Genomic DNA, 21,687 nt, shown 5'->3' with positions numbered 1-21,687 from the left:
CGGCGATGAGCACACCGATCCTGCCCGCGCCCGATGCGCAGGCACTGAACCCTACGGGTATCGAGCAGGTCAGCCAGTGCGTGCGGACGCTGCGGTCGGTGCGCCGCTTCCGAAGCGACGACGTGCCGATCACGCTGCTCGATTTCGTGCTGGACCATGCCGTGTGCGCGGGCTCGGGCAGCAACCGGCAACCATGGCGCTTCATCGTCGTCCGCGATCGGACACTGCGCGGCGAACTCGGCGACTGGTATCGAGAGGCGTGGCAGGTGCTGGAGAACAGCGGATATACCGCGCGGCCCGGCGGGTCCGTGCGAGCGAGTGCCCGCCGGATCACCGCTTCGGCGCGGTACCTGGCCGAGCATTTCGAGGACGTGCCCGTCGTAGTGGTCCCGTGTTTTCTTCCGGTGCCGCGCAATCCGGTCGACCTGTTCGGCGGCGCCTCGATCTATCCGGCCGTGCAGAACTTGCTACTGGCGGCGCGGTCGGTCGGCCTCGGCACCGTGCTGACCACCCCGCACGCCATCTGCGCGCTGGACCGGACCGGGCGACCGACCGCGCACGAAGCGCTCTACCTGCGCCTGTGCGAGCTGCTCGCCATTCCGGCGGGCGTGGTACCCGCGGCGCTCATACCGATGGGCTGGCCCGCCGAAACGTTCGGGCCGTCGCGGCGACGACCCGCGCGAGAAATGACTTACCGAGACCGCTGGGCTCAGGAATGGGGAAATGTGCAATGAGTGCTTTGTTGCGGCGGATGGTCCGTGATCGTCCCGAGGACGTTGCCATCATCGACGAATCCGGTTCTGTCAGTTGGGCGGAGCTCGACGACAGGGTCGATCAATGGGCCGCGATGCTGCGGGCGCGCGGGCTGAAGGTCGGCGATCACGTCTGCTTCGTCACCGGTAACCGGCGCGAGACGTTCGAGGCGCTGCTGGCCTGCCTGCACACCGGGCTCACGGTCACCCCGGTGAACTGGCATCTCACGCCGCACGAAATCGCACACATCGTGGCCGATTCGGGGAGCCGCTGTGTGCTGACCGAGCCGCGTTTCGCCGAGACGGCCGCGACAGGCGCCGCTCAGGCGGGCGGTGTCGATGTCCGCCTGACCTTCGGTGACCAGCGGATCGGCGACTTCATCGCCGTCGAACCGTTGCTGACCGGCGCGGCGGCGGGCATCCAGGACGAGTGCTCGGGTGCGGTCCTGCTCTACACCTCCGGGACGAGCGGCCTGCCGCGCGGAGTGGTCTCCGACCGGCTCGTCGCAGGCGCGCCGCTGGAGCGTGTCGAGGTGTTGCTGACCATGCTCGGCGAACGCCTCGGGCTGCCTGACCAGGGTCGGGTCCTGGTGGCGGGGCCGTGGTATCACTCCGCGCAGACGTTCTTCTCGCTCTACCCGCTGCTGCGCGGCTGCGCGCTGGTGCTCATGCCACGGTTCGACGCGGCCGAGGCCTTGCGGCTGATCGACGAGCAGGCCATCACGTTGTCTCATCTGGTGCCGACCCATTTCGTCCGCATGCTCCGGCTGGACGACGCGACGCGCGAGGCGTTTCGCGGGACCAGCCTGACCCGGATCTGGCACGGCGGCGGTCCATGCCCACCAGATGTCAAGTGGCGCATGATCGACTGGTGGGGCGAGGTGTTCAGCGAGTACTACGCCGCCACCGAAGGCGGCATCGCCACGTTCGTGGACTCCGCCACGTGGTTGACCCGGCCCGGCACAGTCGGCAAGCCACTGCCGCCGACGGAACTCGTGATCGTCGACGCGGACGGCGAACCGGTCGGCCCCGGGGTTGTCGGGAAGGTGTACGTGCATACCCCCGGACAGTCGTTTCACTATCACAACGCACCCGAGAAGACCCTGGCCGCGCAGCTGACCCCGGACACCGCCACCTACGGTGACCTCGGCTATCTCGATGACGACGGCTACCTCTTCATCGTCGGCCGCACCCTGGACACCATCATCGCCGGTGGCGTCAACATCTACGCGGCCGAGGTCGAAGCGGCGATCCTGACCCATCCCGGGGTGCGCGATGCCGCGGTCTTCGGGATTCCGGACGAGGAGTTCGGCGAGCGAGTCGCCGCCGTCGTGGAACTGCAGCCCGGCACCGGACTCACCGCCGACGCGGTGCCCGCGGAGTTGGACCGGGTGTGCCGGGAACGGCTGGCCGGTTTCAAGACGCCGAGAGCCTATGCGGTCGTGCCGAAACTGCCACGGGATCCCTCCGGCAAACTCCGTAAGGCGGCGCTGCGCGACGAGTACTCACGACGGGCGCTCGCCCGCCCCGCTTCGATGACGGCGGCCCGACGATGATCGAATCCCTGCCGATCGAATCCATCGCCGATCCGCGCACCTACGCCGACGGTGTACCGCACGCGGTCTTCGACCACCTGCGCGAGCATCAGCCGGTCGCCTGGATCGAGGAGCCGCTGCTGGCCCGTGGCGGGGTTGGCGGTGCGCGCGTGCGGTGGAAGGGCAGTGGCTACTGGGCCCTCACCCGCCACGGCGATGTCGCCGAGGCGTCGCGGCGGCCCGCGGTCTTCTCCTCGGCGGCCAAGGGCGCATTTTTGGTCGATCCGCGGACCAGGGCGGATCTCGAGCGCGACCGGCAGCTGCTGGTGAACATGGACGACCCGCAGCACGTCACGTTGCGCAAGGCGATCAACTCGGCCTTCAGCCGAAAGGCGGTGCGGCACTTGCACGCCGACATCGCCAGGCACGCGCATGCCGTCGTTGCGATGGTACTGGCCGCCGAGCGGTTCGACGCGGTCACCGACTTGGCCGCCGAATTGCCCCTGCTGGTGCTTGCCGAGCTGCTCGGGATGCCGCCCACGGACCGCCGATTGCTGTACGACTGGAGCAACCGGCTCGTCGGCTTCGACGATCCCGCTTTCGGCGGCGGCGACATCCAGACCTACCGGGACACCTTCGCGGAGGCGTACGCCTACGCGCTACGCCTCGCGGCCGATCGCCGCCGCAATCCGGGCGACGATATCGTCAGCATGCTCGTGCACGCCGATATCGGCGGGCGGCCGATCCGCGAGGTGGAGTTCTGTCAGCTGTGGGTGCTGCTCGTGGTGGCGGGCAACGAGACCACCAGGAACCTGATCTCCGGTTCACTGCTCGAGCTGGCGCGAGACCCCGCACTGCTGACCGAAGCCACCGATACCGCGCGCGCCGTGGAAGAACTGTTGCGCTGGGTCACCCCGATTATGCAATTCCGGCGGACGGCAACCGAGGACACCGCACTGAGCGGCCAGGTGATTCGAGCGGGTGACAAGGTGGTGCTGTACTACATCTCGGCCAATCGGGACCGGCGCGTGTTCGACGCGCCGGACCGGCTGCGATTGACGCGAGATCCTAACCCGCACTTGGCATTCGGGGTCGGCCCGCATTTCTGCCTCGGCGCCCATCTCGCCCGGCTGGAGGCGGTGACGCTGTTCGACGAGCTGCGGCCGCACCTGCACCGGTTCGAGCTGCTCGGCCCGGCGACCCGGCTCGCGTCGAATTTCACCAACGGCATCACCTCGCTGCCCGCGAGGTTCGCCGCTAGCTAGTCAGGCCTGCTTTCGCTGCTGGAAGTGCCACAGGTGCCCTTCGACATCGGCGGCCTGGTAGCGGCGATCTCCCCAGAAGGCCTGCTCGGGCTCGATGATGATCTTCGCGCCGGCCGCCCTTGCCCGCGCGCAGTGCGCGTCCACGTCGTCGACGTCGATCATCGTCGTCGAACTCACCCCGACCTTCGGGCTGACGCCGTGCACCGACGGCGCGGCCAGCATGATCAGGCCACTGCCGTCGACTTCCAGTTCCGCGTGTACATCACCGTCGCTGACGATTCTGGTGTCGGGGCGCTCGGTGAAGCCGAAGGCTTGCTCCAGCCACCCGATCATGGCGACCGGATCGTCGTAGACGAGCAACGGCACGATGCGTGCCGTTGGGTTCGATTGTTGCTGGCTCATGATCACATCTCCCAGGTCGTTGTATGGCGTCCGCATCCTCCGGCACAGGCCGGGCCAACCTGAACGTTCACTGTCCATGGTCCGCTATCGCGGCCCGCGCGTCCGGCATTCGAGGAGCGTGCGAGTCGCTGTCCGGCGTGCCGCGACGACGGTGAGCCCGGCCGATTCGATCAACGTGCGCATCTGCTCGTGCGTGCGCTCCTTGCCGCCCATCGTGACCAGCATCCGGAGGTCGAGTGTGGTGGACACGGCAGGCGGCAGATCCCCGTCCGCGAGTCCCTCGACGACGAGCACGGTGCCGCCCGCGCCCGCGGCGTGCGCGCAACTACGCAGGATCGCGCGGGCCTGCCGGTCGTCCCAGTCGTGCAGTACGACCGAGAGCACGTACACGTCGCCGCCCGTTGGCAGCGGCGCGAAGAAGCTGCCTTCGACGACGGTGCAGCGATCGGCCAGTCCGGCTTCCTCGAAGACCCGAGTCGCCGCCTTCGCGGGTCCCGGCAGGTCGACGAGTGTGCCGGTGAGCGTGGGATAGGTGCGCAAAAGCTCGGTCAGCAATGCGCCAGCGCCGCCGCCGACATCGACGACGTGCCCGACCTCGGACCACGAAAAGCCTTGTGCGACTTCGGTGGCGACATCGCCGACCTGCGCCGCCATCATCGTGTCGAAGGCCTGCCCTAGCTCGGGATGCTCGGCGAGATCGTCCCAGAAGGGCTTGCCGAAGATGGCGGGATACGACGCCGAACCGGTGCGGACGGACTCCAGCAGACCCGCCATCGGACGATCCAAGCGCCCGCCGAGACCTTCGAGATCCAGCAACGCGCGCAGGTTGCCCGTGCTGTCGCTGCACAGCATGCGTGCCGCCGGAGTGAGCCGGTAGGTGTCCGGTGCGGTCTCGGCGAACACGCCGCGGCAGGTGAGGTATCGCATGAGCCTGCCGAGCGCGTCGGGTTCGGCCCCCGCAGCGGCGGCCAGGTCGGTGAGCTCGCAGACTCCGTCGGCCAGGAAGTCGGCCAGCCGCAGCGTGGCGGCGACCCGCACCGCGTACGGGAACACCAGATCCGCTGCCTCCGCGAGATTGCCCCGCCGCCGCGGGCGAACCGGCTCGGTCATCGGGCGTCCTCTGCGGCGATCACGGTGTCGAGCTCGCTCTCGCTCTTGGCGATCATCAGGTTGTCGAGGACAAGGAGGTCGGCGCCCGACTGTACGAAGGTGGCGACGGCGTCCTCGGCGGTGTGCACGATGGGCTCGACCGCGAGATTGAACGACGTGTTGACGACCGTCGGAATGCCCGTCAACTGCCGGAAGTGTTCGATCAGCGACCAATACAGCGGGTTGGTCGCCCGGTCGACCAGTTGCGGCCTTGCCGAACCGTCGACGTGGGTCACCGCGGGAATCACCCGGCGCATGGCGGGCCGGATACTCGCCGCCGCCAGCATGAACCGAGCCGGGTCATCGACGGGGCTCTCGAAGATCTCCCGGATGTGCTCGGCGAGCACGCTGGGCGCCAGCGGTCGCCACATCTCCCTGCCCTTGATGGTGTTGAGGCGTTCCCAGGTGCGCCGGTCGCGCGGATCGGCGAGCACACTGCGCGCCCCGAGCGCGCGCTGGCCGATCTCGGCCCGGCCACGCGCCCACATTACGATCCGGCCGTCGGCGATGGCGGCCGCGGCGCAGCGGGCGAGGTCCGGCTCGGGCAGTGCCCGGCAATGCAGCCCGGTGGGTGCCACCGCCGCCGTCGCGGACCGCGCGGTGATGGCCGACTGCCAGTACGGATGGTCGATGTGGGTAGGCGCGAACGGCCGGTGCCTGGCCGCGGCGACCAGCGCGGCGCCGAGCGACACCCCGGCATCGGTGGCCACCGGGGTGACGTAGATCCGGTCGTAGATGCGGCTCTGGATCAACTTGCCGACCATCGAACAGTTCATCGCCACGCCGCCGGCCAGCGCCAGCGTCGAGGACGCGATCCGCTTCCTGGCATGCAGCGCGAGGCCGAACGCCGCCTCCTCCAACTCGTGTTGCACCGTCGCCGCGAAATCGGCGTAGGACAGCGCGTCTTCGCCATGCCGGGGCACGAACGGATAGTGCCGGGCGAAGGCGGTGGTCACCGACCGTTCGAAGGCCGCGGGGATCTCCAAGCGGATCGCCTTGGACCGGTCGGCTCCGGTGGCGTGATGCGATACCGAGTCATCCGCGGCGGTGATCCAGTAACCATCCGGACGCCGCTCCAGTCCGATCGGTGCCTGCGGTCTGCCGTATCCGGCCAGGCCCATCAGCTTGCCCGGCCCGAAATGCAGGTGCAGCCCGGCCCATTGCGAGGCCAATCCGTAGTAGAAACCCAGCGACTGGCTGATCGGCCATTCCTGCAGGATCTCGATGTTGCCCCGGGATCCGTGCGCCAGCGTGGTGGCCTGTGTCTCGCCTGCACCGTCGACCACCAGAATCGCGACATCGTCCTCGCCACACGTGTAGTAACAGCTGGCCGCGTGGGCGAGGTGGTGCGGCACCCACTCCAGCGCGGGCATGGTGCTCGTCACTTTGCGATCGGGAAATAGCCACCGCCGCACGCCATCCGGGGTGAATCGTCTGCTGCCCGACAGCGGTGTGTCCGCGATATTCCAGCCGAATGCGATCGTGTCCACCGAATCGAGCGTGATGCCCGCCTCGGCGAGACACGCGCGCGCGGCGTCGGCCGGTGATTCGAAGACGGCGTGTTTGCGGCGACTTATTCGTTCCTGTTCGATGAGGCAGATCAGGGCGCCGTCGCGCAGCAACGCGGCCGAGGCATCATGCGGGCTGATATTCAATCCGAGGATGTACATTCCACCAACCACTGACTTCCTGCTGGGGAGTGGTGAAGAATTATCGAGAATTCCTCGAGTATTAGTTTTTCAGCCGCCCGCGCGCTTGTCGAGCTCGCGGACAAGGTGTTTCGAGGCAATATTGCGGTAGCTTTCGACGACCCAGTCGGTCAAAATCTCGTAGGACATTCCGTCGTGCAGCGGGATGGTGACCCAGCCGTGCGGCCCGAGATTGTGCCGGGCCGGCGTCGCGCCGTCGACGGCCAATGCCTGTTCCCTGGATTCGTCGAGCTTCACGCCGATGACGCGTTCGGCGCCGTCGGTGGGTCCGAGAAAGACGAAGACTTTCCCGTTCACCTTCATCGCCGGTCGGCCCCAGGGAAAGTCTTCCTGCGCACCGGGGAGTTGCGCGCTGAATTCCCGCAGCCGGGCGTGCAGACGGTTTCGGTCGGCCATGTCGCCCATTGTCGTCTCAGACCGGCTTGACCTCCAGGATCGGGTACATCCTGGTGGGGATGACGCGGCTGCTTTCCAGCCCGGCCCCGCGTAGCAGCTCGGCCAGCTCGGGCTCGGTGCGCACCCGTCCGCTGCTCAGCACGAGCATCATCAGGTCGATCCGCAGTGCGAGCTCGTCGCCGGGCAGCGCGATGGGTTCGATCACCAGCAGCCGACTGTCGGGTCGCATCGCGGTGCGGATCGCGCCGAGAATTCGGGTGGCGCTCGCGTCGTCCCATCCGTACAGAATGCGTTTGAGCACATAGAGATCCGCGCCCGCGGGGATCGGTGCGGTGAAGAAGCTACCGGCCTCGACTCGGCAGCGCTCACGCACGTCGGCGAGCACCTCGGGCGCGGTCGCGACGGCCTCGGGACGGTCGAACACCACACCGTGCAAGCCCCGGTATCGGTTCAGCAGCGTGGCGAGGAAGGTCCCGTCGCCGCCGCCGACATCGACGATGGTGGCCGCGCTCGCCCAGTCGAACGCGCGCAATACCGCGAGCGCTTCGAGTCGCGTCGAGTCGCGTTGGGATCGGTGGAACCATCGGGCCAGCTCCGGATTCGCGGCCAAATGGGTCCAATAGTCGGTACCGTTGGCGAGCTCGAAAGGAGTTGTTCCCGAGGTTATTCCGTCCGCCAGCGCGGTCCATGCCGCGATTTCCGACGGGATGAGGCGCAGTGCCGTCGCCATGGACAGCGGATGGTCGGCGCGCAGGAATTCACCCGCCGCGGTGAGCTCGAACAGGCCGGGCTCCGGTTCGGCGAAGATGCCCTTGCGCACCATCGCGCGCAGTGCGCGCCACAGCGACGGCGCGTGCGCGTCGAGCGCCCGCGCCAGGTCGGCCACCGATCGAGGACCGTTGCCCAGTTCGTCGGCGACTCCGAGGGTGCACAGCGCCCGCAGCGTGAAAGGGCTTACGTCGTCGGCCAATTCGGTCAGGTCGATGATCGACCGCAGATCGAGCCGGTCCACCGCTGGTCGTCGCATCACCGGCTCCTTCCCACGCGTACCGGGACGTGCTGGTAGGACCGCAAAGTCGCGGACCCGGCCAGCACCGGCTCACCGTCCGGCTCGAACACGGCAAAACGTTCCAGCAGCTGCCGCAGCACAATGGCGCCTTCGAGGCGGGCGAGTCCGGCGCCGACGCAGTAGTGCATGCCGGAACCGAAGCTCAGATGCGGGTTCGGACGGCGGGTGACGTCGAACGTCTCGGGGGCGCGGAACTGGCGCTCGTCGCGATTCGCCGAGGCGATGAGCAGGAAAACCACTCGCCCTGCCCGCAAAACCCGGTCGCCGACCGGGACGGGTTCCAGCACGATCCGCCCGGTGATCCGGGTCGGCGGATCGAAGCGAAGGACTTCTTCGACCGCCGACGGCACCAGCGCCGGGTCGGCGCGCAAGATGTTCAGTTGATCCTGGTGACGGGGCAGCCCGGCGCACAGGCTGGAGATCATCGTCATGGAGGTTTCCAGACCGGCGAACAGCAGGAAGATGGCGTTGTCCAGCAGTTGCGCGCGATCGACCGTCCCCGCCGCCTGCGCGTGCGCCATGCGGTCGAGCACGGTGTCGGTCCCGGCACCGGCGGCGACCAGTTGCTCGACGTAATCCCGCAGCCAGGTGACGGCCGCGTCGGCGCTGGCGCGATCCTCGTCGGAGAGCACGGCGGTGAAGATCTTCGCGAGCTCGAGCACCTGATGCCCGACCAGCTCCCGCTCGTCGGGCGCGATCCCCAGCAGTTCGCCGAGGATGGTCAGCGGCAGCGGAAACGCCAAGTCCTCGACGGCGTCGAAGCCACCGGTGTCGGCGGCGGCGTCGAGGAGTTCGCCTGCCCGACTCGAGATCCGGTCGGACATGGCCTGCACCCGCGCGGAGGTGAACGATTCCGCGAGCAACCGCCGGACCGGCCCGTGCGCGGGCCGATCGAGCCCGGCGACCACGCGCTGGGTGAAGCTGTTCGCCGGGCCGTCGCCGAGGGACTGGCGCAGGGTGGCGGGGAAGAGCCGGTAGGCGTCCGCGAACTGGAACTGGCCGAGCCTGGCGTCGCGCAGCAGCCGGGACACTTCCTGGTAGCGCGGGATCAACCACTGGGCGGGTCCGCCACGGCAGACGGCGCCCGCGGCGCGCATCTCGGCGTACAGGCGAGCCGGGTCGTCGTGCTCGGTCTGCTGAAACGGATCGAATCGGGCAGGCAATATTCGCTCGGTCGTCACTGCGCGACCACCTCGACGATCGGCAGGGTCACCCGGGGGATCACCTGCGTCGGGCGCAATCGCGCACTCGCGAGCAGGCGTTCGTAGTCGTCCATCGTGCGATCCAGTCCGCCGTACAGCAGCAGCGTGCGCAGGTGGACGACATTGCCCAGAGTGAACTCCTCGCCGTAACCCATGATCGGCTCGAGCACGAGCAGCGTGCTGTCCTGGCGCATCGCGGCGCGGACAGTACGCAGGATCGCGACGACGTGCTCGTCGTCCCATCCGCCGACAACGGTCTTGAGGACGTACAGATCGGCTCCGGCGGGCACCGAGTCGAAGAAATCACCACCCACCAGCACACAGCGCGCGGCGACATCGGCACCGTACTGCTCCGGTCGCGCCTGGGCGACGACGTGCGGCAGATCGAACAACGTCCCCCGCATCGCGGAAAACCGTTGCAGCAGCGCGAAAATCAACGCACCGGTGCCGCCACCCACATCGACGACGGTGCGCGCCGCGGCCCACGGATAGCCCCGGATCAAGGTGAGCAGATCGAGCCGGGTGCCCGCGTGCTGAGCCCGGTCCAGCTCCGCGTCCTCGATCGGGTTCCGGCTGCGATAGGTCGCGAGATCGCAGCCGTGCACCCGTTCGAACGCGGCGGCGCCGGTGCGCAGGCTGTAATCGAATGCCCCCCAAGCGCGCACGTCGGCACCGGCGCCGGAATACACGTCCCGCAGCGAGAACGGATGCTCGGTGCGCAGCAACTGCGCCGACGGCGTCAGCTCGAAGATCCGAGGCCGCGGTTCGGCGAAAATACCCTTCACGGCCAGCGCGCGCAGTAGCCGGTACAGCGGATCAGGTTGCACACCAACGGCTTCGGCGAGTTCGGTGACGTGCCGTTGACCATCGGCAAGGTGATCGGCCACCCCGAGCCTGGCCGCCGCGCGCACCGCGAAGGCGAACGCGTAGTCCGCGGTCGCCGCCAGCGTCGCGATGGGCATTGCGGCCCTGCTGTTCCTGGCCTTGGTGGTAGTTGTATCCGGCACTGCCAGCACACCTCGCACGATCTCGTGGTCGAGGACCGTTGCCCGGCACGGCCTCTCGGAGCACCTCCGATTAGGGCACATGCCACCGGGCGCGGCACCACCGAGCACCGAAATTGCTCAACCCGGATGCGTCGCGGGTCAACGTGGTAACAGCCGCATCGGCACCGCGCTGTAGGTGCGGAAGGCGCCGTCGAGTTGGCGGACCGCGGGGCCTGCCGGCTCGATGGTGGGGAATCGTTGGATGAGTTCGGTGAACAGGACGGTGGCTTCGATGCGGGCGAGGGTGGCGCCGAGGCAGTAGTGGATGCCGCCACCGAAGGACAAGTGCGGGTTCGGATTTCGGGTGACGTCGAGGCGCTCGGGGTCGCTGAATTGGCGTTCGTCGTGGTTGGCCGAGCCGATCGACAGCAGGACCACGCGCCCTGGCCGGAGGGTCCGGTCCGCGATTCGTAACGGCTCGAGCACTAGTCGCAACCGGCTCTGAATCGGTGCGTCGTAGCGGAGGAATTCTTCGATGGCGTGGGGTATGTGGGTGGGTTGTCGGCGGAGTAGTGCGAGTTGGTCGGGGTGTTGGAGGAGTGCGGCGGAGCCGGTGGCGATGAGGCTGGTGGTGGTTTCGAAGCCGGCGAAGAAGAGGAAGACGGCGTTGTCGACGATGTCTTCGTGGGTGAGGCGGCGTCCGTCGTCTTCGGCGGTGAGCATGCGGGAGAGCAGATCGTCACCGGGACTGCGACGCCGCTGCGCCAGCAGGTTGTCCAGGTAATCGCGCAGCCAGACCACGGCGTCATCGGCCGCCGCCCGGTCGGCCGCGCCGACGCTGGTCGAGAATGCCTTGCCGAGATCGAACGCCCGCGGTCGAATAGCGTCGCGGTCGTCAGCCGGGATACCGAGCAGTTCGCAGATGACCAGGACCGGAAGCAGATAGCCGAGATCGGTCACCGCGTCGATCTCGGCGCGCTCGCGGGCGTCCGCGAGCAGGTCGTCGACCAGTCGCTCGATCCACTCGTGCATGGTGCGCACCAGTCCGGGCCCGAAGGCGCTGCCCGTCAAACGGCGTAACACGGTGTGGTCGGGCCGATCCCGATGCAGGATGACCCGCCGCAGGAATTCTGTCGCCGGGCCGTCGCCGAGGGAGAACCGGTGGTATTCCTCCGGGAACTGGCTGCCGAGCCGGTGATCCTTGAGCAGATTCGCGACATCGGCATACCGCGTGACCACCCACTGCGCGGGCCCGCCACGGCACAATGGTCCGGCCGCGCGAAACCTGGCATAAGCCGGGTACGGATTCTCCCGCAGCGCCGGACTCGACGTGTCGAAACGTGGGGCCAGTTCGGACCGAACCTCTCGCATGCCGATCACTGTCGACGCGCGGACAGAAACCTCGCAAGAGCGCGGCCGATATTCGGCCGGACGGTTGGCGTGGCGCGTTGACCTGTCCCGCCAGCGGGACGGCGGAAATCGTCGAACGCACTATTCGCGGGCGGCATCTCATATTCGCTGCGACGGGTTGAATAGGGCTGTGTGTCTCGGCGCAGGCGTCCTGTCGGGGGAGGCTTCGGTGTTCGAAATCGCCTATGTCAAACCCCGTTGGTCGTTTCCGTTTCGGGAAACGACGTGAATTGAGATTGTGTCGTGAGTGAGCGTAGCCAAACCGGAACTGTCACGATCGAAACGGTGCGTCGGATCGTGGCGCGGCAGTTGCGAGAAGACGACTCGGCCGCGCAACTACCCGCTGCCTACTCCGACAGTGCCGATCTCATCGCCCTCGGTATCGATTCGCTCCGATTGATGCATGTCGCCAGTGCGTTGCGTACGCACGGCGTCGAGGTCACCTTCGCCGAGCTGATCGAGACGCCGACCGTCGCCGCTTGGTGGCAGTTGGTGCGCGAATCCCATACCAACGGAACACCATCCACCTCGACGCCGGTCCGCGACACCGAGCCGTTCGATCTCGCGCCGATGCAGCAGGCGTACTGGATCGGCAGCGCGGGCGGGTCGGCGCTCGGTGATGTCAACGCCCACTACTACGCCGAGCTCGACGGCCACGGCGTCGTAGCGGACCGGCTCGAACAGGCGATGCGGCTGCTGGTGCATAGGCACCCGATGTTGCGTGCGGTGTTCCTGGACGACGGGCGGCAACGGGTGCTGCCGGACAGCCCGTGGCCCGGCGTCATCGTGCACGACCTGCGTGAGTTAAATTGCGCGGCAGTCGATCACGAACTCGCCGTGCTGCGTGCCCGGCTCGCGAGCCTGCGGATGGACAACGCACGGGGCGAGGTGTTCGACGTCCGGTTGTCATTGCTGCCGGACGGCCGGACGCGGCTGCACCTGAACATCGACATGCTCATCGCGGATGCCACGAGTTTTCAGGTCATCCTCGACGAACTCGCGACGCTCTACCGAGACCCGGCGGCATCGTTGCCGCCGGTGGAATACGGCTTCGCGCAGTATCTGGCCGAACTCGGTGACCGGCGTGCTGCCGAGCGCAGCCGCGCGCAGGCCTACTGGCAGCAGCGAATCGCGCAGCTGCCCGGTCCGCCTCGGCTGCCCCTTGCCGTCGATCCGGAGCGGTTGAGCCGGGGCACATCCGGGCGCAGCCACCATTGGTTGAACGCCACCGAGAAGGACGTGCTCGCGAAACGGGCCAAGGCCGCGGGGCTGACGCTGCCGGTCGTGCTGGCCACCGCGTTCGCGGAGGTCATCGCGATGTGGAGCGAGGAATCCCGCTTTCTGTTGAACCTGCCGGTGTTCGACCGTGAGCCGGTGCATCCCGACATCGGGCGGGTCGTCGGCGATTTCACCAATATTGTGCTGCTGCAAGTCGATTGCGCCGTGCCGCACACCTTCGCCGAGCACGCCGCCGGGTTGCAGCGTCAGTTGCACGCCGATCTGGCGAACACCGCCTACACCGGACTCGATGTCGTGCGCGACATCATGCGTGAGCGTCCTGGCACGGCATCGATTGCGCCCGTGGTGTTCACCAGCGCCGTCGGCATGGGTGAGCTGTATGGCAGGAACGTGCGGTCCTGTTTCGGACAGCCGGTGTGGACCTCGTCCCAAACGCCGCAGGTCTGGCTGGACCAGCAGGTGACCGAACACGACGGTGGCCTGTTGATCAACTGGGACGTGGTCGAGGAACTGTTCCAGCCGGGCGTAGTCGACGAGATGTTCGCCGCCTATCTGCGCCTGCTGCGCTGGTTGGGGCAGCAGGACGTGGACTGGGATCGGCTCATCCCCGAACTGCTGCCCGGCGCGCAGGCCGAAGTGCGGGCTCGGGTGAACGCGACCGAGGGACCATCCCCGGCCTGGCTACTGCACGAACGATTCTTCGAGCGGGCGGCCGAGTCGCCGCAGCGGCCCGCCCTCTGGTTCGGCGAGTCGGTCACGTCCTACGGCGAACTCGCGCACCTGGCGCGCGGCATTGCCGCGATGCTGCGGGGCAAGGGGCTCGCGACCGGGGAACCCGTCATCGTCAACGTGGCGCGGGGACCGGGCCAGATCGCCGCTGTGCTCGGGGTGCTTGCCGCAGGCGGGGTCTTTGTCCCGGTTGGGATAGATCAACCCGTAGCGCGCCGCGAGCGAATCCGTGCCGGTGCGCAGGCGCGGTGGGTGCTGGTGGACGCGGCGGGGCCGACCTGGGCGGCTCCCGCGCAGACCCTCGACATCGGGGATGCCGCCAGTTGGCCGCCGATCGATGAGCCTGCGCGGACCTCGCAGGCGGCACCCGCATACGTGATCTACACCTCCGGTTCCACCGGCGAACCGAAGGGTGTTGAGGTATCCCACCTGGCGGCGGCGAACACGGTCGACGACATCAACTCCCGGTACGGCATCGGTGCGGACGACCGCATGCTCGCCGTGTCGGCGCTCGACTTCGACCTGTCCGTCTACGACATCTTCGGTGCGCTCTCGGCCGGTGCGGCGCTGGTCCTCATCGATGAACAGGACCGTCGCGACGCGGCGGTGCTGGCTGAGCTGGTCCGGCGACACCGCGTCACGGTCTGGAATTCGGTACCGGCCTTGCTCGACATGCTGCTGGTCGTCGGCGATCGGCTACCGTTGGGCGAGAGTTTGCGGCTGGCACTGGTTTCCGGCGATTGGGTGGGCCTGGACCTGCCCGGCCGGTTGGCCGCGCAGGTGCCGCACTGCCGGTTCGTGGCGCTCGGCGGGGCCACCGAGGCAGCGATCTGGTCCAACAGTTTCGAGGTCGGCACGGTGGCGCCGGAGTGGAAGTCCATTCCATACGGCTTCCCGCTGCGCAATCAGCAGTACCGGGTGGTGGACGAGCGAGGCCGGGATCGCCCGGACTGGGTCCCCGGCGAATTGTGGATCGGCGGAACAGGAGTCGCGCGCGGATACCGCAACGCCCCCGACCTGACCGCGCATTCCTTTGTCACCCACCACGGCGAGCGCTGGTACCGCACCGGCGACATCGGCCACTACCTACCCGACGGCACCCTCGTCTTCCTCGGTCGCCGGGACCAGCAGATCAAGATCCGCGGTCACCGCATCGAGATCGGCGAAATCGAAGCCGCGCTGGAGGCCGACGATCAGATCACCCGCGCCGTCGTTTCGGTCGTCGGGTCACCGCATCGGCGGCTTGTCGCGACGGTGACGTCCGCTGATCCCGAACTCGATCCAGCCCGGGTTCGATCGAACATGGTCGATCGCCTGCCGAGCGCCATGCTGCCGGACCGGATCGTCGTCGTGGACCGGCTGCCGGTCAGCGGCAACGGAAAGATCGACCGTGCGGCGATCGCCGCCGGGCACGAGCGCGACGAGATCGAATTGCCGCCGCCGACCACCGCACCGGTGACACCTACCGAGCAGACGATCTGCGAGATATGGGCGCGGGTGCTGTCGAGCGCACTGCCCGATCGCGGGATCAGTTTCTTCGTCGCTGGCGGCGACAGCCTGACCGCCACCCGCCTCGTCGAGGCACTGAACCGGCATTTCGGGGTGGCCATGACGTTGCGAAAGCTGTATAGCGCCAACACCGTTGGTGAGCAGGCGGCAATCATCGATGCCGAGCTGGCCGGGCGGACGACGGCATTCGAGGAGGGGACCGTATGACGACGGTCGCGGAGCTCATCGTCGAATTCGAGGCGGCGGGCATCACCCTGTGGGAGGAATCGGGGGCACTGCGTTTCCGCGCGCCGAAGGGCGCGATGACCACCGATCGGCGCGATCGGCTGCGGGAGTGCCGGGCAGCGGTCATCGCGCAATTGCGCGACGGGCCCGAACTGGCCCTGGTGCCCGATCCCGACGCGCGGCACCTACCGTTCCCCCTGACCGACGTCCAGTCGGCCTACCTCCTCGGCCGCTACACGCTGTTCGACTACGGTGGTGTTGCCTGCCACGGTTACGGCGAAATCCCGTTCCCACACTTGGATTTCGATCGTTTGCAACGCGCGTGGCAACACCTCGTTCGACGCCACGACATGCTGCGTGCGGTCATCGACGCCGACGGTTCGCAGCGGGTGCTACCGAGCGTGCCCGACTACCGGATCCGGGTCGTGGACGTGCGCGGCACCGTCGACGGCGCTGCCGTGGCCGTCGCGGCGGCCAGGGCCGAGATGAGCCATCAGATGCACGACCCTGGCGTCTGGCCGTTGTTCGAGTTGCGGGTGACCCTGGCCGAGGAGACCAGCATCCTGCACTTCTCTATCGACCTGTTGATCGCCGACTTCGCCAGTACCCAACGCCTGCTTGCCGAATTGCACCTGCTGTACACCGATCCGGAAACCACCCTGCCCGCCCTCGACATCACGTTCCGGGACTATGTCCTGGCCACAGCGGACAAGCAGCACACGATCGAGTATCAACGCGACCGCGCCTACTGGCTCAGCCGGATCGACACCCTGCCGCCCGCGCCCGAGCTGGCGATGAGCGACCCAGCCGCGCCTGGCCTGTCGCCTCGATTCCGGCGCAGGTCAACGGCTTTGAGCGCCGCCGAATGGACGGCCTTGCGCGCGTACGCTGCCGAGTCGGCCGTCACGGATTCGGGTGCGCTACTCGGCGCGTATGCCGAAACCATCGGCCGATGGAGCCGACATCGGTCGTTCACGCTGACGGTGACCATGCTCAACCGCTATCCCCTGCACCCGCAGGTCGGTGCCCTCGTCGGTGACTTCACCTCGACGAACCTGCTGGCGATCGCGCCACCGGAGGGCAGCAGTCTCGCCGGGCGGGTGGCGGCGGCGCAGGCCCAGCTGTGGTCGGATATGGACCATCGGCGATTCACCGGCTTGGACGTGACCAGAGAGCTGGCTCGCCGCGCGCACGGCGAATCCGTCCTTTTCCCAGTGGTTTTCACGAGTGCCCTCGGCCTCGGCGCGGACGCCGACACCGCGGGAGTCGGCGAATTCGGCTACGGCATCACCCAGACCCCGCAGGTCTGGATCGACTGTCAGGTGCTGCCGCGCCGCGACGGTGTCGCGATCAACTGGGACATCCGCGAGGGTGTGCTGCGCGACGACGTGGTCGACGACATGTTCGATGCCTTCGCGGCGCTGCTGCGCCGGATGTCTACCGGACCGGACATCTGGCGTCAGCACCACCCGATCCCGCTGCCCGCCGCACAACAGCGCTGCCGGGCCGCCGTTCGGCCGTCGGCCCCACTGTCCGGCGCGCTGCTGCACGAGGGTGTGTTCGCTCAGGCGGCGCGGACACCGGATGGCGTCGCAGTCGTCGATACGCGGCAGACACTGACCTACAGGCAGTTGTGCGATCGCGCGGCTGCAGTAGCGAATGCACTGCAGGACAATGGTTTCGATCCCGGTGAGCTCGCGGCCGTGGTGATGGACAAGGGTGCGGCGCAGGTCGTCGCCGTGCTCGGCATCCTGCTGGCGGGCGGTGCGTACCTGCCGGTGGACACCAGCCAGCCGCCGATGCGGCGCCGGGACATCCTCGCCGATGCCGGTGTGCGGCAGGTACTTACCCAACCCTGGATCGAGCCCGACGAGTCGGACGGCACGACCTGGCTCGTCGTCGACACGACGGCACCCGTGCCGCTCGAACAGCCGCGCGCCGAACGGCACCGCCGCGATCCCGGAGACCTCGCCTATGTCATCTACACCTCCGGTTCCACCGGACGCCCCAAGGGCGTGATGATCAGTCACCGGGCCGCCGTCAACACCCTTGACGACATCAACCGGCGGTTCCAGGTCACCGCCGCTGATCGGGTGCTCGGGCTGGCTCAGCTGGGTTTCGATCTGTCCGTGTACGACATCTTCGGCACCCTCGCGGTCGGCGGCACCCTCGTGCTGCCCGCGCCGGAGCGCCGCAGCGATCCGGCGCATTGGGCCGAGCTGATCGCCGAATGCGGAGTCACGGTCTGGAATTCGGTGCCCGCGCAGTTGCAGATGCTGGACTACTACCTGGATTCCGGCGTCGAGTGCGATCTGTCCGCGCTGCGTCTTGCCTTGCTCTCCGGTGATTGGATTCCCGTCGAACTGCCCGATCGCCTCCGCACCCGGCTACCGGGCCTGTCCATCGTGAGTCTCGGCGGTGCGACCGAAGCCGCGGTGTGGTCGATCTGCTTCCCGATCGAGGACGGGTCGAAGTCGTGGCGCAGCATCCCGTACGGAACGCCGCTGACGAACCAAACCGTGGACGTCCTAGACGATTTCGGGCAATCATGTCCCGACTGGACGACCGGCGAGCTGTACATCGGTGGTGCGGGCGTCGCCCTCGGCTATCTCGGCGACCCGCGGCGCACCGCCGAAAGGTTCATCGAGGATCCCGAGACCGGCGTACGGCACTACCGCACCGGTGATCTCGGGCGCTTCCGCGACGACGGCGTCATCGAGTTCCTCGGCCGGGAGGATCGGCAGGTGAAGGTCCGCGGCCACCGGATCGAACTGGCCGAGATCGAATATTGCCTGGCCACCCATCCAGCGGTGTCCGGTGCCGCACTGGTAGCCGGCGGCGACCGGCAGGATCGGCGGCTCGCCGCATTCGTCACGGCGGCAACGCTGCCCGGTGCGGTTGAGACGGCGGGTTCGGCGGGTCTGCCTGCCGCGGCCGAAACGCCCAGCGCGGACACTGATCCGGCCGAGTACGCGGAGTACTACTCGGCACTCACCGCGAAGGCAATCGCGGTGATGTGGTCGACGCTGCGCACTCTGGGGTTCTTCGATTCGATCACCGACCGGCACCGGGCCGAGCAGATCACCGCCGCCGTGCGGCCCGAACATGCCAGGCTGGTTCGGCGCTGGCTGCGGACGCTCGTCCGGTCCGGTCGACTGCGCGTGGAAAACGGCGAGTACGTGTCCGCAGCTCCGCCCGAGGACGAACCGCGGTGGGATCGAATCGCCCGCATGGCCTATCGATTCGGCGAAGCGGAGCTGACCCGCTACGTCCGTGCGTCCGCCGACAAGCTGCCCGACCTGCTCACCGGCGCGCAAGACCCGCTCGGTCTGTTGTTTCCACAGGGACGTTCCGACGTGGCCGAGGCCGTCTACTCGTGTTCGGCAGGCAGCAGGGGCGCGACCGCGCGAGTGGATGCCGCGCTGCGGCACCTCATCGCGGCCTGGCCGTCCGGTCGCCGGTTGCGGGTGCTCGAGGTGGGCGGCGGCGGTGGCGGCTCCGCGCGCGGGCGGATCGAGACGGCCGCCGACCGCGACATCGACTACCTGTTCACCGATCTGTCGACGTTCTTCCTCGGCGACGCGCGGCAACGGCTCGGTGCCGCACCGTGGTTGCGGATGGCCGTGTTCGACCTCGAACAGGATTATCGCCCACAGGGTTTCGCGCCCAATACCGTCGACGTGATCGTCGCGGCCGATGTGCTGCACGCGACCAGGGACATCGACGGCGTGCTGCGCCGCCTCGGCGAACTGCTCGCCCCCGGGGGCTGGCTGCTGTTGTCCGAGATGACGCGCGATCACCCGCACGTGATGATCTCCCTCGAACTGTTACTCGGGCACGCCGACGACATCGTCGACGAGCGCGGTGGCCGGGACGAGGTCTTTCTCGGTACGGAGCAGTGGCAACGGGCCCTCGGCCGAGCGGGTTTCCGGAATGTGCGGCAGCTGCCGGAGTCCGACGCGGCGGTCGCCGGACTCGGCATCGCGGTATTCGCCGCACAGGCCAAACCGGACCGCGCGCGGATCGACACCGGTGAACTCACCGATTATCTGCGACAGCGCCTGCCCGACCACATGGTGCCGTCCGAACTACAGGTGATCGATGCGCTGCCGCTGACCGGGAACGGCAAGGTCGATCAGCGAACGCTCGAATCGTGGCTGCCGCACCGGACAACCGACCGGTCCGCCGCCCTCGACGAGGAACGCGGGTCCGAGTTGGAAACACAGCTGGCGAGCCGATGGGCGCAGGCGTTGCGCCGCGACACCGTCGGACGCAACCAGAACTTCTTCGAACTCGGCGGCGATTCGCTCGTCGCCGCTCGGCTCGCCCGGCTGGTGGGGGAGACCGTGCCCGCCGCCGAGCCGATCCTTTTCGACGACCTGCTGCGAATGATCTTGACCGCGCAAACGGTCGCGGGCATGGCCGCCGAGATCGCGGCGCTCGACACGGTCGATACGGGGCCCACCGGGCCACGCCTGGAATTGCGGCAGATCCTAGGCCCGCCCGACAGCGAATCAGCGACCGTCCTGTTCGCCGACGACACCGGACAGCTGCCCGACGGCTACCGAGCCGGTGCGGTGTTCGCGGCCGTCTGCGGCCCGGACGCCGGGCGGGTGACTCCGCTCGCCGACGAGTGCGCGGCCACGCTGCTGGACCGCGGCATCGACCAATTCCAGCTCGTAGGACTAGGTTTCGGCGGCCTGCTCGCCGTCGAGACCGCCTGCGCCCTCGCCGAGGCAGGCGCGCGGGTGAACAGCGTCACCGCGATCGGAATGAGCCATCCCGACGCCTTTGTCGCCGGGCCCGCCGCCGACGCACTCGACGGATTCGAAGCCCGTGTATACGCGGGCGATCTCATGCTGGTGCGCGACGGCGAGTCCGACCTGGCGTGGTCGGACACCATCGCCTACTGGACCGGCCGCTGCCTCGGTGAGCTGCACATCGTGGAAGCCGCACCGTCGTGACCGCCGTTCCGGCGGGCGCGACCGGCGGTGCGCCCCGGACACTGGTGTGCGGCACCGGTTTCGGTCGAACCTACCTGGAAGCGTTTCGGCAGCCGGGCTTTCCCTTGCAGCTGGCAGGCATCCTCGCGCGCGGCAGTCCGGAATCACTCGACTGCGCAAGCGAGTTCGGCGTTCCCCTGTTCAAGACGGTCGACGAGCTACCGGCAAGCATCGATATGGCGTGCGTGGTGATCCGCTCCGGACTGCTCGGCGGGCCAGGAACCACGCTCGCCCTCGAACTGATGGCTCGCGGTATCCCTGTGCTGCAAGAACATCCGGTACATCACGACGAGTTGGCCGAGTGCCTGCGCACCGCCCGCCGCAATGGTGTCGGCTACCAGCTCACCACCTTCTACCCGCAGCTGCCGGTCGTGCGCGCCACCATCGCTATGACCCGAGCCCTGCTGCGCCGCCAGCGGCCGGTGTACCTCGACGCGGCATGCGGCTTTCAAGTGGCCTATGCCCTGCTCGACATTCTCGCCCGGATGGTCGGCGGCGTACGACCGTGCGAATTCGCCGACCCGGCACCGGTTCCCGAGGCCCCGGCCGGCGCCCCCTTTCGCAGTTTGCACGGCGTGCTGGCCGGGGTCCCGGTGACGCTGCGGGTGCACAACGAGCTGGACGCGGGCGATCCCGACCGGCACGCGCACCTGCTGCACCGCATCTGCCTCGGCACCGAGGGCGGAAACCTGACGATGCTGAGCACGGACGGCCCCACGATGTGGAGCCCGCGCCCCTGGTTCCCTCGGCACGGCGCGTTCGATGCGTCCGAGGTTGACCAGCCGACCCCGACGATCATGGTCGCCCCGGAACCGGTCGACTATCGCGCTCTGTACGGCAAGGTCTGGCCCGCGGCCGCTGGGCGCGCCATGGCGCACGCCTGGATCAGCGCGGCCGCCGGTTCGGATCTGTTGCGGGAGGGGCAATATCACCTTGCCCTGTGCCGGATCTGGCAGGACGTCGCGGCTCGGCTCGGCCCGCCCGCGCCGGTGCGGTTCGGCCCGGTGCACCGGTTGTCCGCCGACGACCTGCGGGACATCGCCGACGCCGCCCAGCACAGCGACCCGGCGGAGGCGCTGCGATGACACCAAGGGCCCGCCGCCGGGC

At 68.2% G+C, this 21,687-nt stretch carries 14 protein-coding genes; 6 read left to right on the top strand and 8 right to left on the bottom strand.

Going from position 1 to position 21,687, the window contains the following annotated elements:
* The first annotated feature begins 5 nt into the window (after nucleotides 1-5).
* The 3 genes from KV110_RS22935 to KV110_RS22925 are packed head-to-tail and all read left to right on the top strand — an operon-like array spanning nucleotide 6 to nucleotide 3,552.
* Nucleotides 6-734 carry a nitroreductase family protein gene (locus KV110_RS22935; protein ID WP_218469339.1) on the top strand — a complete coding sequence of 243 codons (729 nt, stop codon included), beginning with the start codon at nucleotides 6-8 and terminating at the stop codon, nucleotides 732-734.
* Nucleotides 731-2,308, top strand: coding sequence for an AMP-binding protein (locus KV110_RS22930; RefSeq protein WP_218469338.1), 1,578 nt, complete (start codon nucleotides 731-733; stop codon nucleotides 2,306-2,308). Before KV110_RS22935 ends, KV110_RS22930 begins: the two co-directional genes overlap by 4 nt.
* Entirely contained in the window at nucleotides 2,305-3,552 is a 1,248-nt protein-coding gene (locus KV110_RS22925; RefSeq protein WP_218469337.1) for a cytochrome P450, read from the top strand. Before KV110_RS22930 ends, KV110_RS22925 begins: the two co-directional genes overlap by 4 nt.
* Here KV110_RS22925 and KV110_RS22920 read toward each other — a convergent pair whose 3' ends face one another.
* The 8 genes from KV110_RS22920 to KV110_RS22885 all read right to left on the bottom strand — a co-directional run bounded on the left by KV110_RS22920 (nucleotide 3,553) and on the right by KV110_RS22885 (nucleotide 11,836).
* Nucleotides 3,553-3,954 (bottom strand): VOC family protein, encoded by a 402-nt coding sequence (locus KV110_RS22920; RefSeq protein ID WP_218469336.1) that lies wholly within the window; start codon nucleotides 3,952-3,954, stop codon nucleotides 3,553-3,555.
* 84 nt (nucleotides 3,955-4,038) lie between these two features.
* Nucleotides 4,039-5,064: a methyltransferase gene (locus KV110_RS22915; RefSeq protein ID WP_218469335.1), complete on the bottom strand. Its 1,026-nt coding sequence runs from the start codon at nucleotides 5,062-5,064 to the stop codon at nucleotides 4,039-4,041.
* Entirely contained in the window at nucleotides 5,061-6,773 is a 1,713-nt protein-coding gene (locus KV110_RS22910; RefSeq protein ID WP_218469334.1) for a carbamoyltransferase family protein, read from the bottom strand. Before KV110_RS22910 ends, KV110_RS22915 begins: the two co-directional genes overlap by 4 nt.
* A gap of 69 nt (nucleotides 6,774-6,842) precedes the next feature.
* The gene (locus KV110_RS22905) at nucleotides 6,843-7,208 is read right to left on the bottom strand and encodes an MmcQ/YjbR family DNA-binding protein (protein ID WP_218469333.1); all 366 of its coding nucleotides are present in this window, start codon (nucleotides 7,206-7,208) and stop codon (nucleotides 6,843-6,845) included.
* Between the two features lie 16 nt (nucleotides 7,209-7,224).
* Nucleotides 7,225-8,235, bottom strand: coding sequence for a methyltransferase (locus tag KV110_RS22900; RefSeq protein ID WP_218469332.1), 1,011 nt, complete (start codon nucleotides 8,233-8,235; stop codon nucleotides 7,225-7,227).
* Nucleotides 8,235-9,458, bottom strand: coding sequence for a cytochrome P450 (locus KV110_RS22895; protein WP_218469331.1), 1,224 nt, complete (start codon nucleotides 9,456-9,458; stop codon nucleotides 8,235-8,237). Before KV110_RS22895 ends, KV110_RS22900 begins: the two co-directional genes overlap by 1 nt.
* A complete protein-coding gene (locus KV110_RS22890; protein WP_218469330.1) occupies nucleotides 9,455-10,486 on the bottom strand; it encodes a methyltransferase in 1,032 nt (343 codons plus the stop codon). The genes KV110_RS22895 and KV110_RS22890 overlap by 4 nt, the downstream gene beginning before the upstream one ends.
* A 138-nt stretch (nucleotides 10,487-10,624) precedes the next feature.
* Complete coding sequence (locus KV110_RS22885; protein WP_218469329.1) at nucleotides 10,625-11,836, bottom strand: cytochrome P450; 1,212 nt, start codon at nucleotides 11,834-11,836, stop codon at nucleotides 10,625-10,627.
* A 282-nt stretch (nucleotides 11,837-12,118) separates the two neighbouring features.
* Here KV110_RS22885 and KV110_RS22880 point away from each other — a divergent pair, with 282 nt between their 5' ends.
* Genes KV110_RS22880 through KV110_RS22870 form a run of 3 tightly spaced genes read left to right on the top strand, consistent with a single transcriptional unit; the run spans nucleotide 12,119 to nucleotide 21,665 of the window.
* Nucleotides 12,119-15,559 carry a non-ribosomal peptide synthetase gene (locus KV110_RS22880; RefSeq protein ID WP_218469328.1) on the top strand — a complete coding sequence of 1,147 codons (3,441 nt, stop codon included), beginning with the start codon at nucleotides 12,119-12,121 and terminating at the stop codon, nucleotides 15,557-15,559.
* Nucleotides 15,556-20,541 (top strand): non-ribosomal peptide synthetase, encoded by a 4,986-nt coding sequence (locus KV110_RS22875; RefSeq protein WP_218469327.1) that lies wholly within the window; start codon nucleotides 15,556-15,558, stop codon nucleotides 20,539-20,541. The genes KV110_RS22880 and KV110_RS22875 overlap by 4 nt, the downstream gene beginning before the upstream one ends.
* Entirely contained in the window at nucleotides 20,538-21,665 is a 1,128-nt protein-coding gene (locus tag KV110_RS22870) for a Gfo/Idh/MocA family oxidoreductase (RefSeq protein WP_218469326.1), read from the top strand. The genes KV110_RS22875 and KV110_RS22870 overlap by 4 nt, the downstream gene beginning before the upstream one ends.
* Nucleotides 21,666-21,687 lie beyond the last annotated feature (22 nt).

The sequence above is a fragment of the Nocardia iowensis genome, assembly GCF_019222765.1.
In the GTDB taxonomy this organism is placed as follows: Bacteria; Actinomycetota; Actinomycetes; order Mycobacteriales; family Mycobacteriaceae; genus Nocardia; species Nocardia iowensis.
The sequence above is the reverse complement of the archived record's forward strand: the minus strand, read 5'-3'. Positions and strand labels throughout refer to the sequence as shown.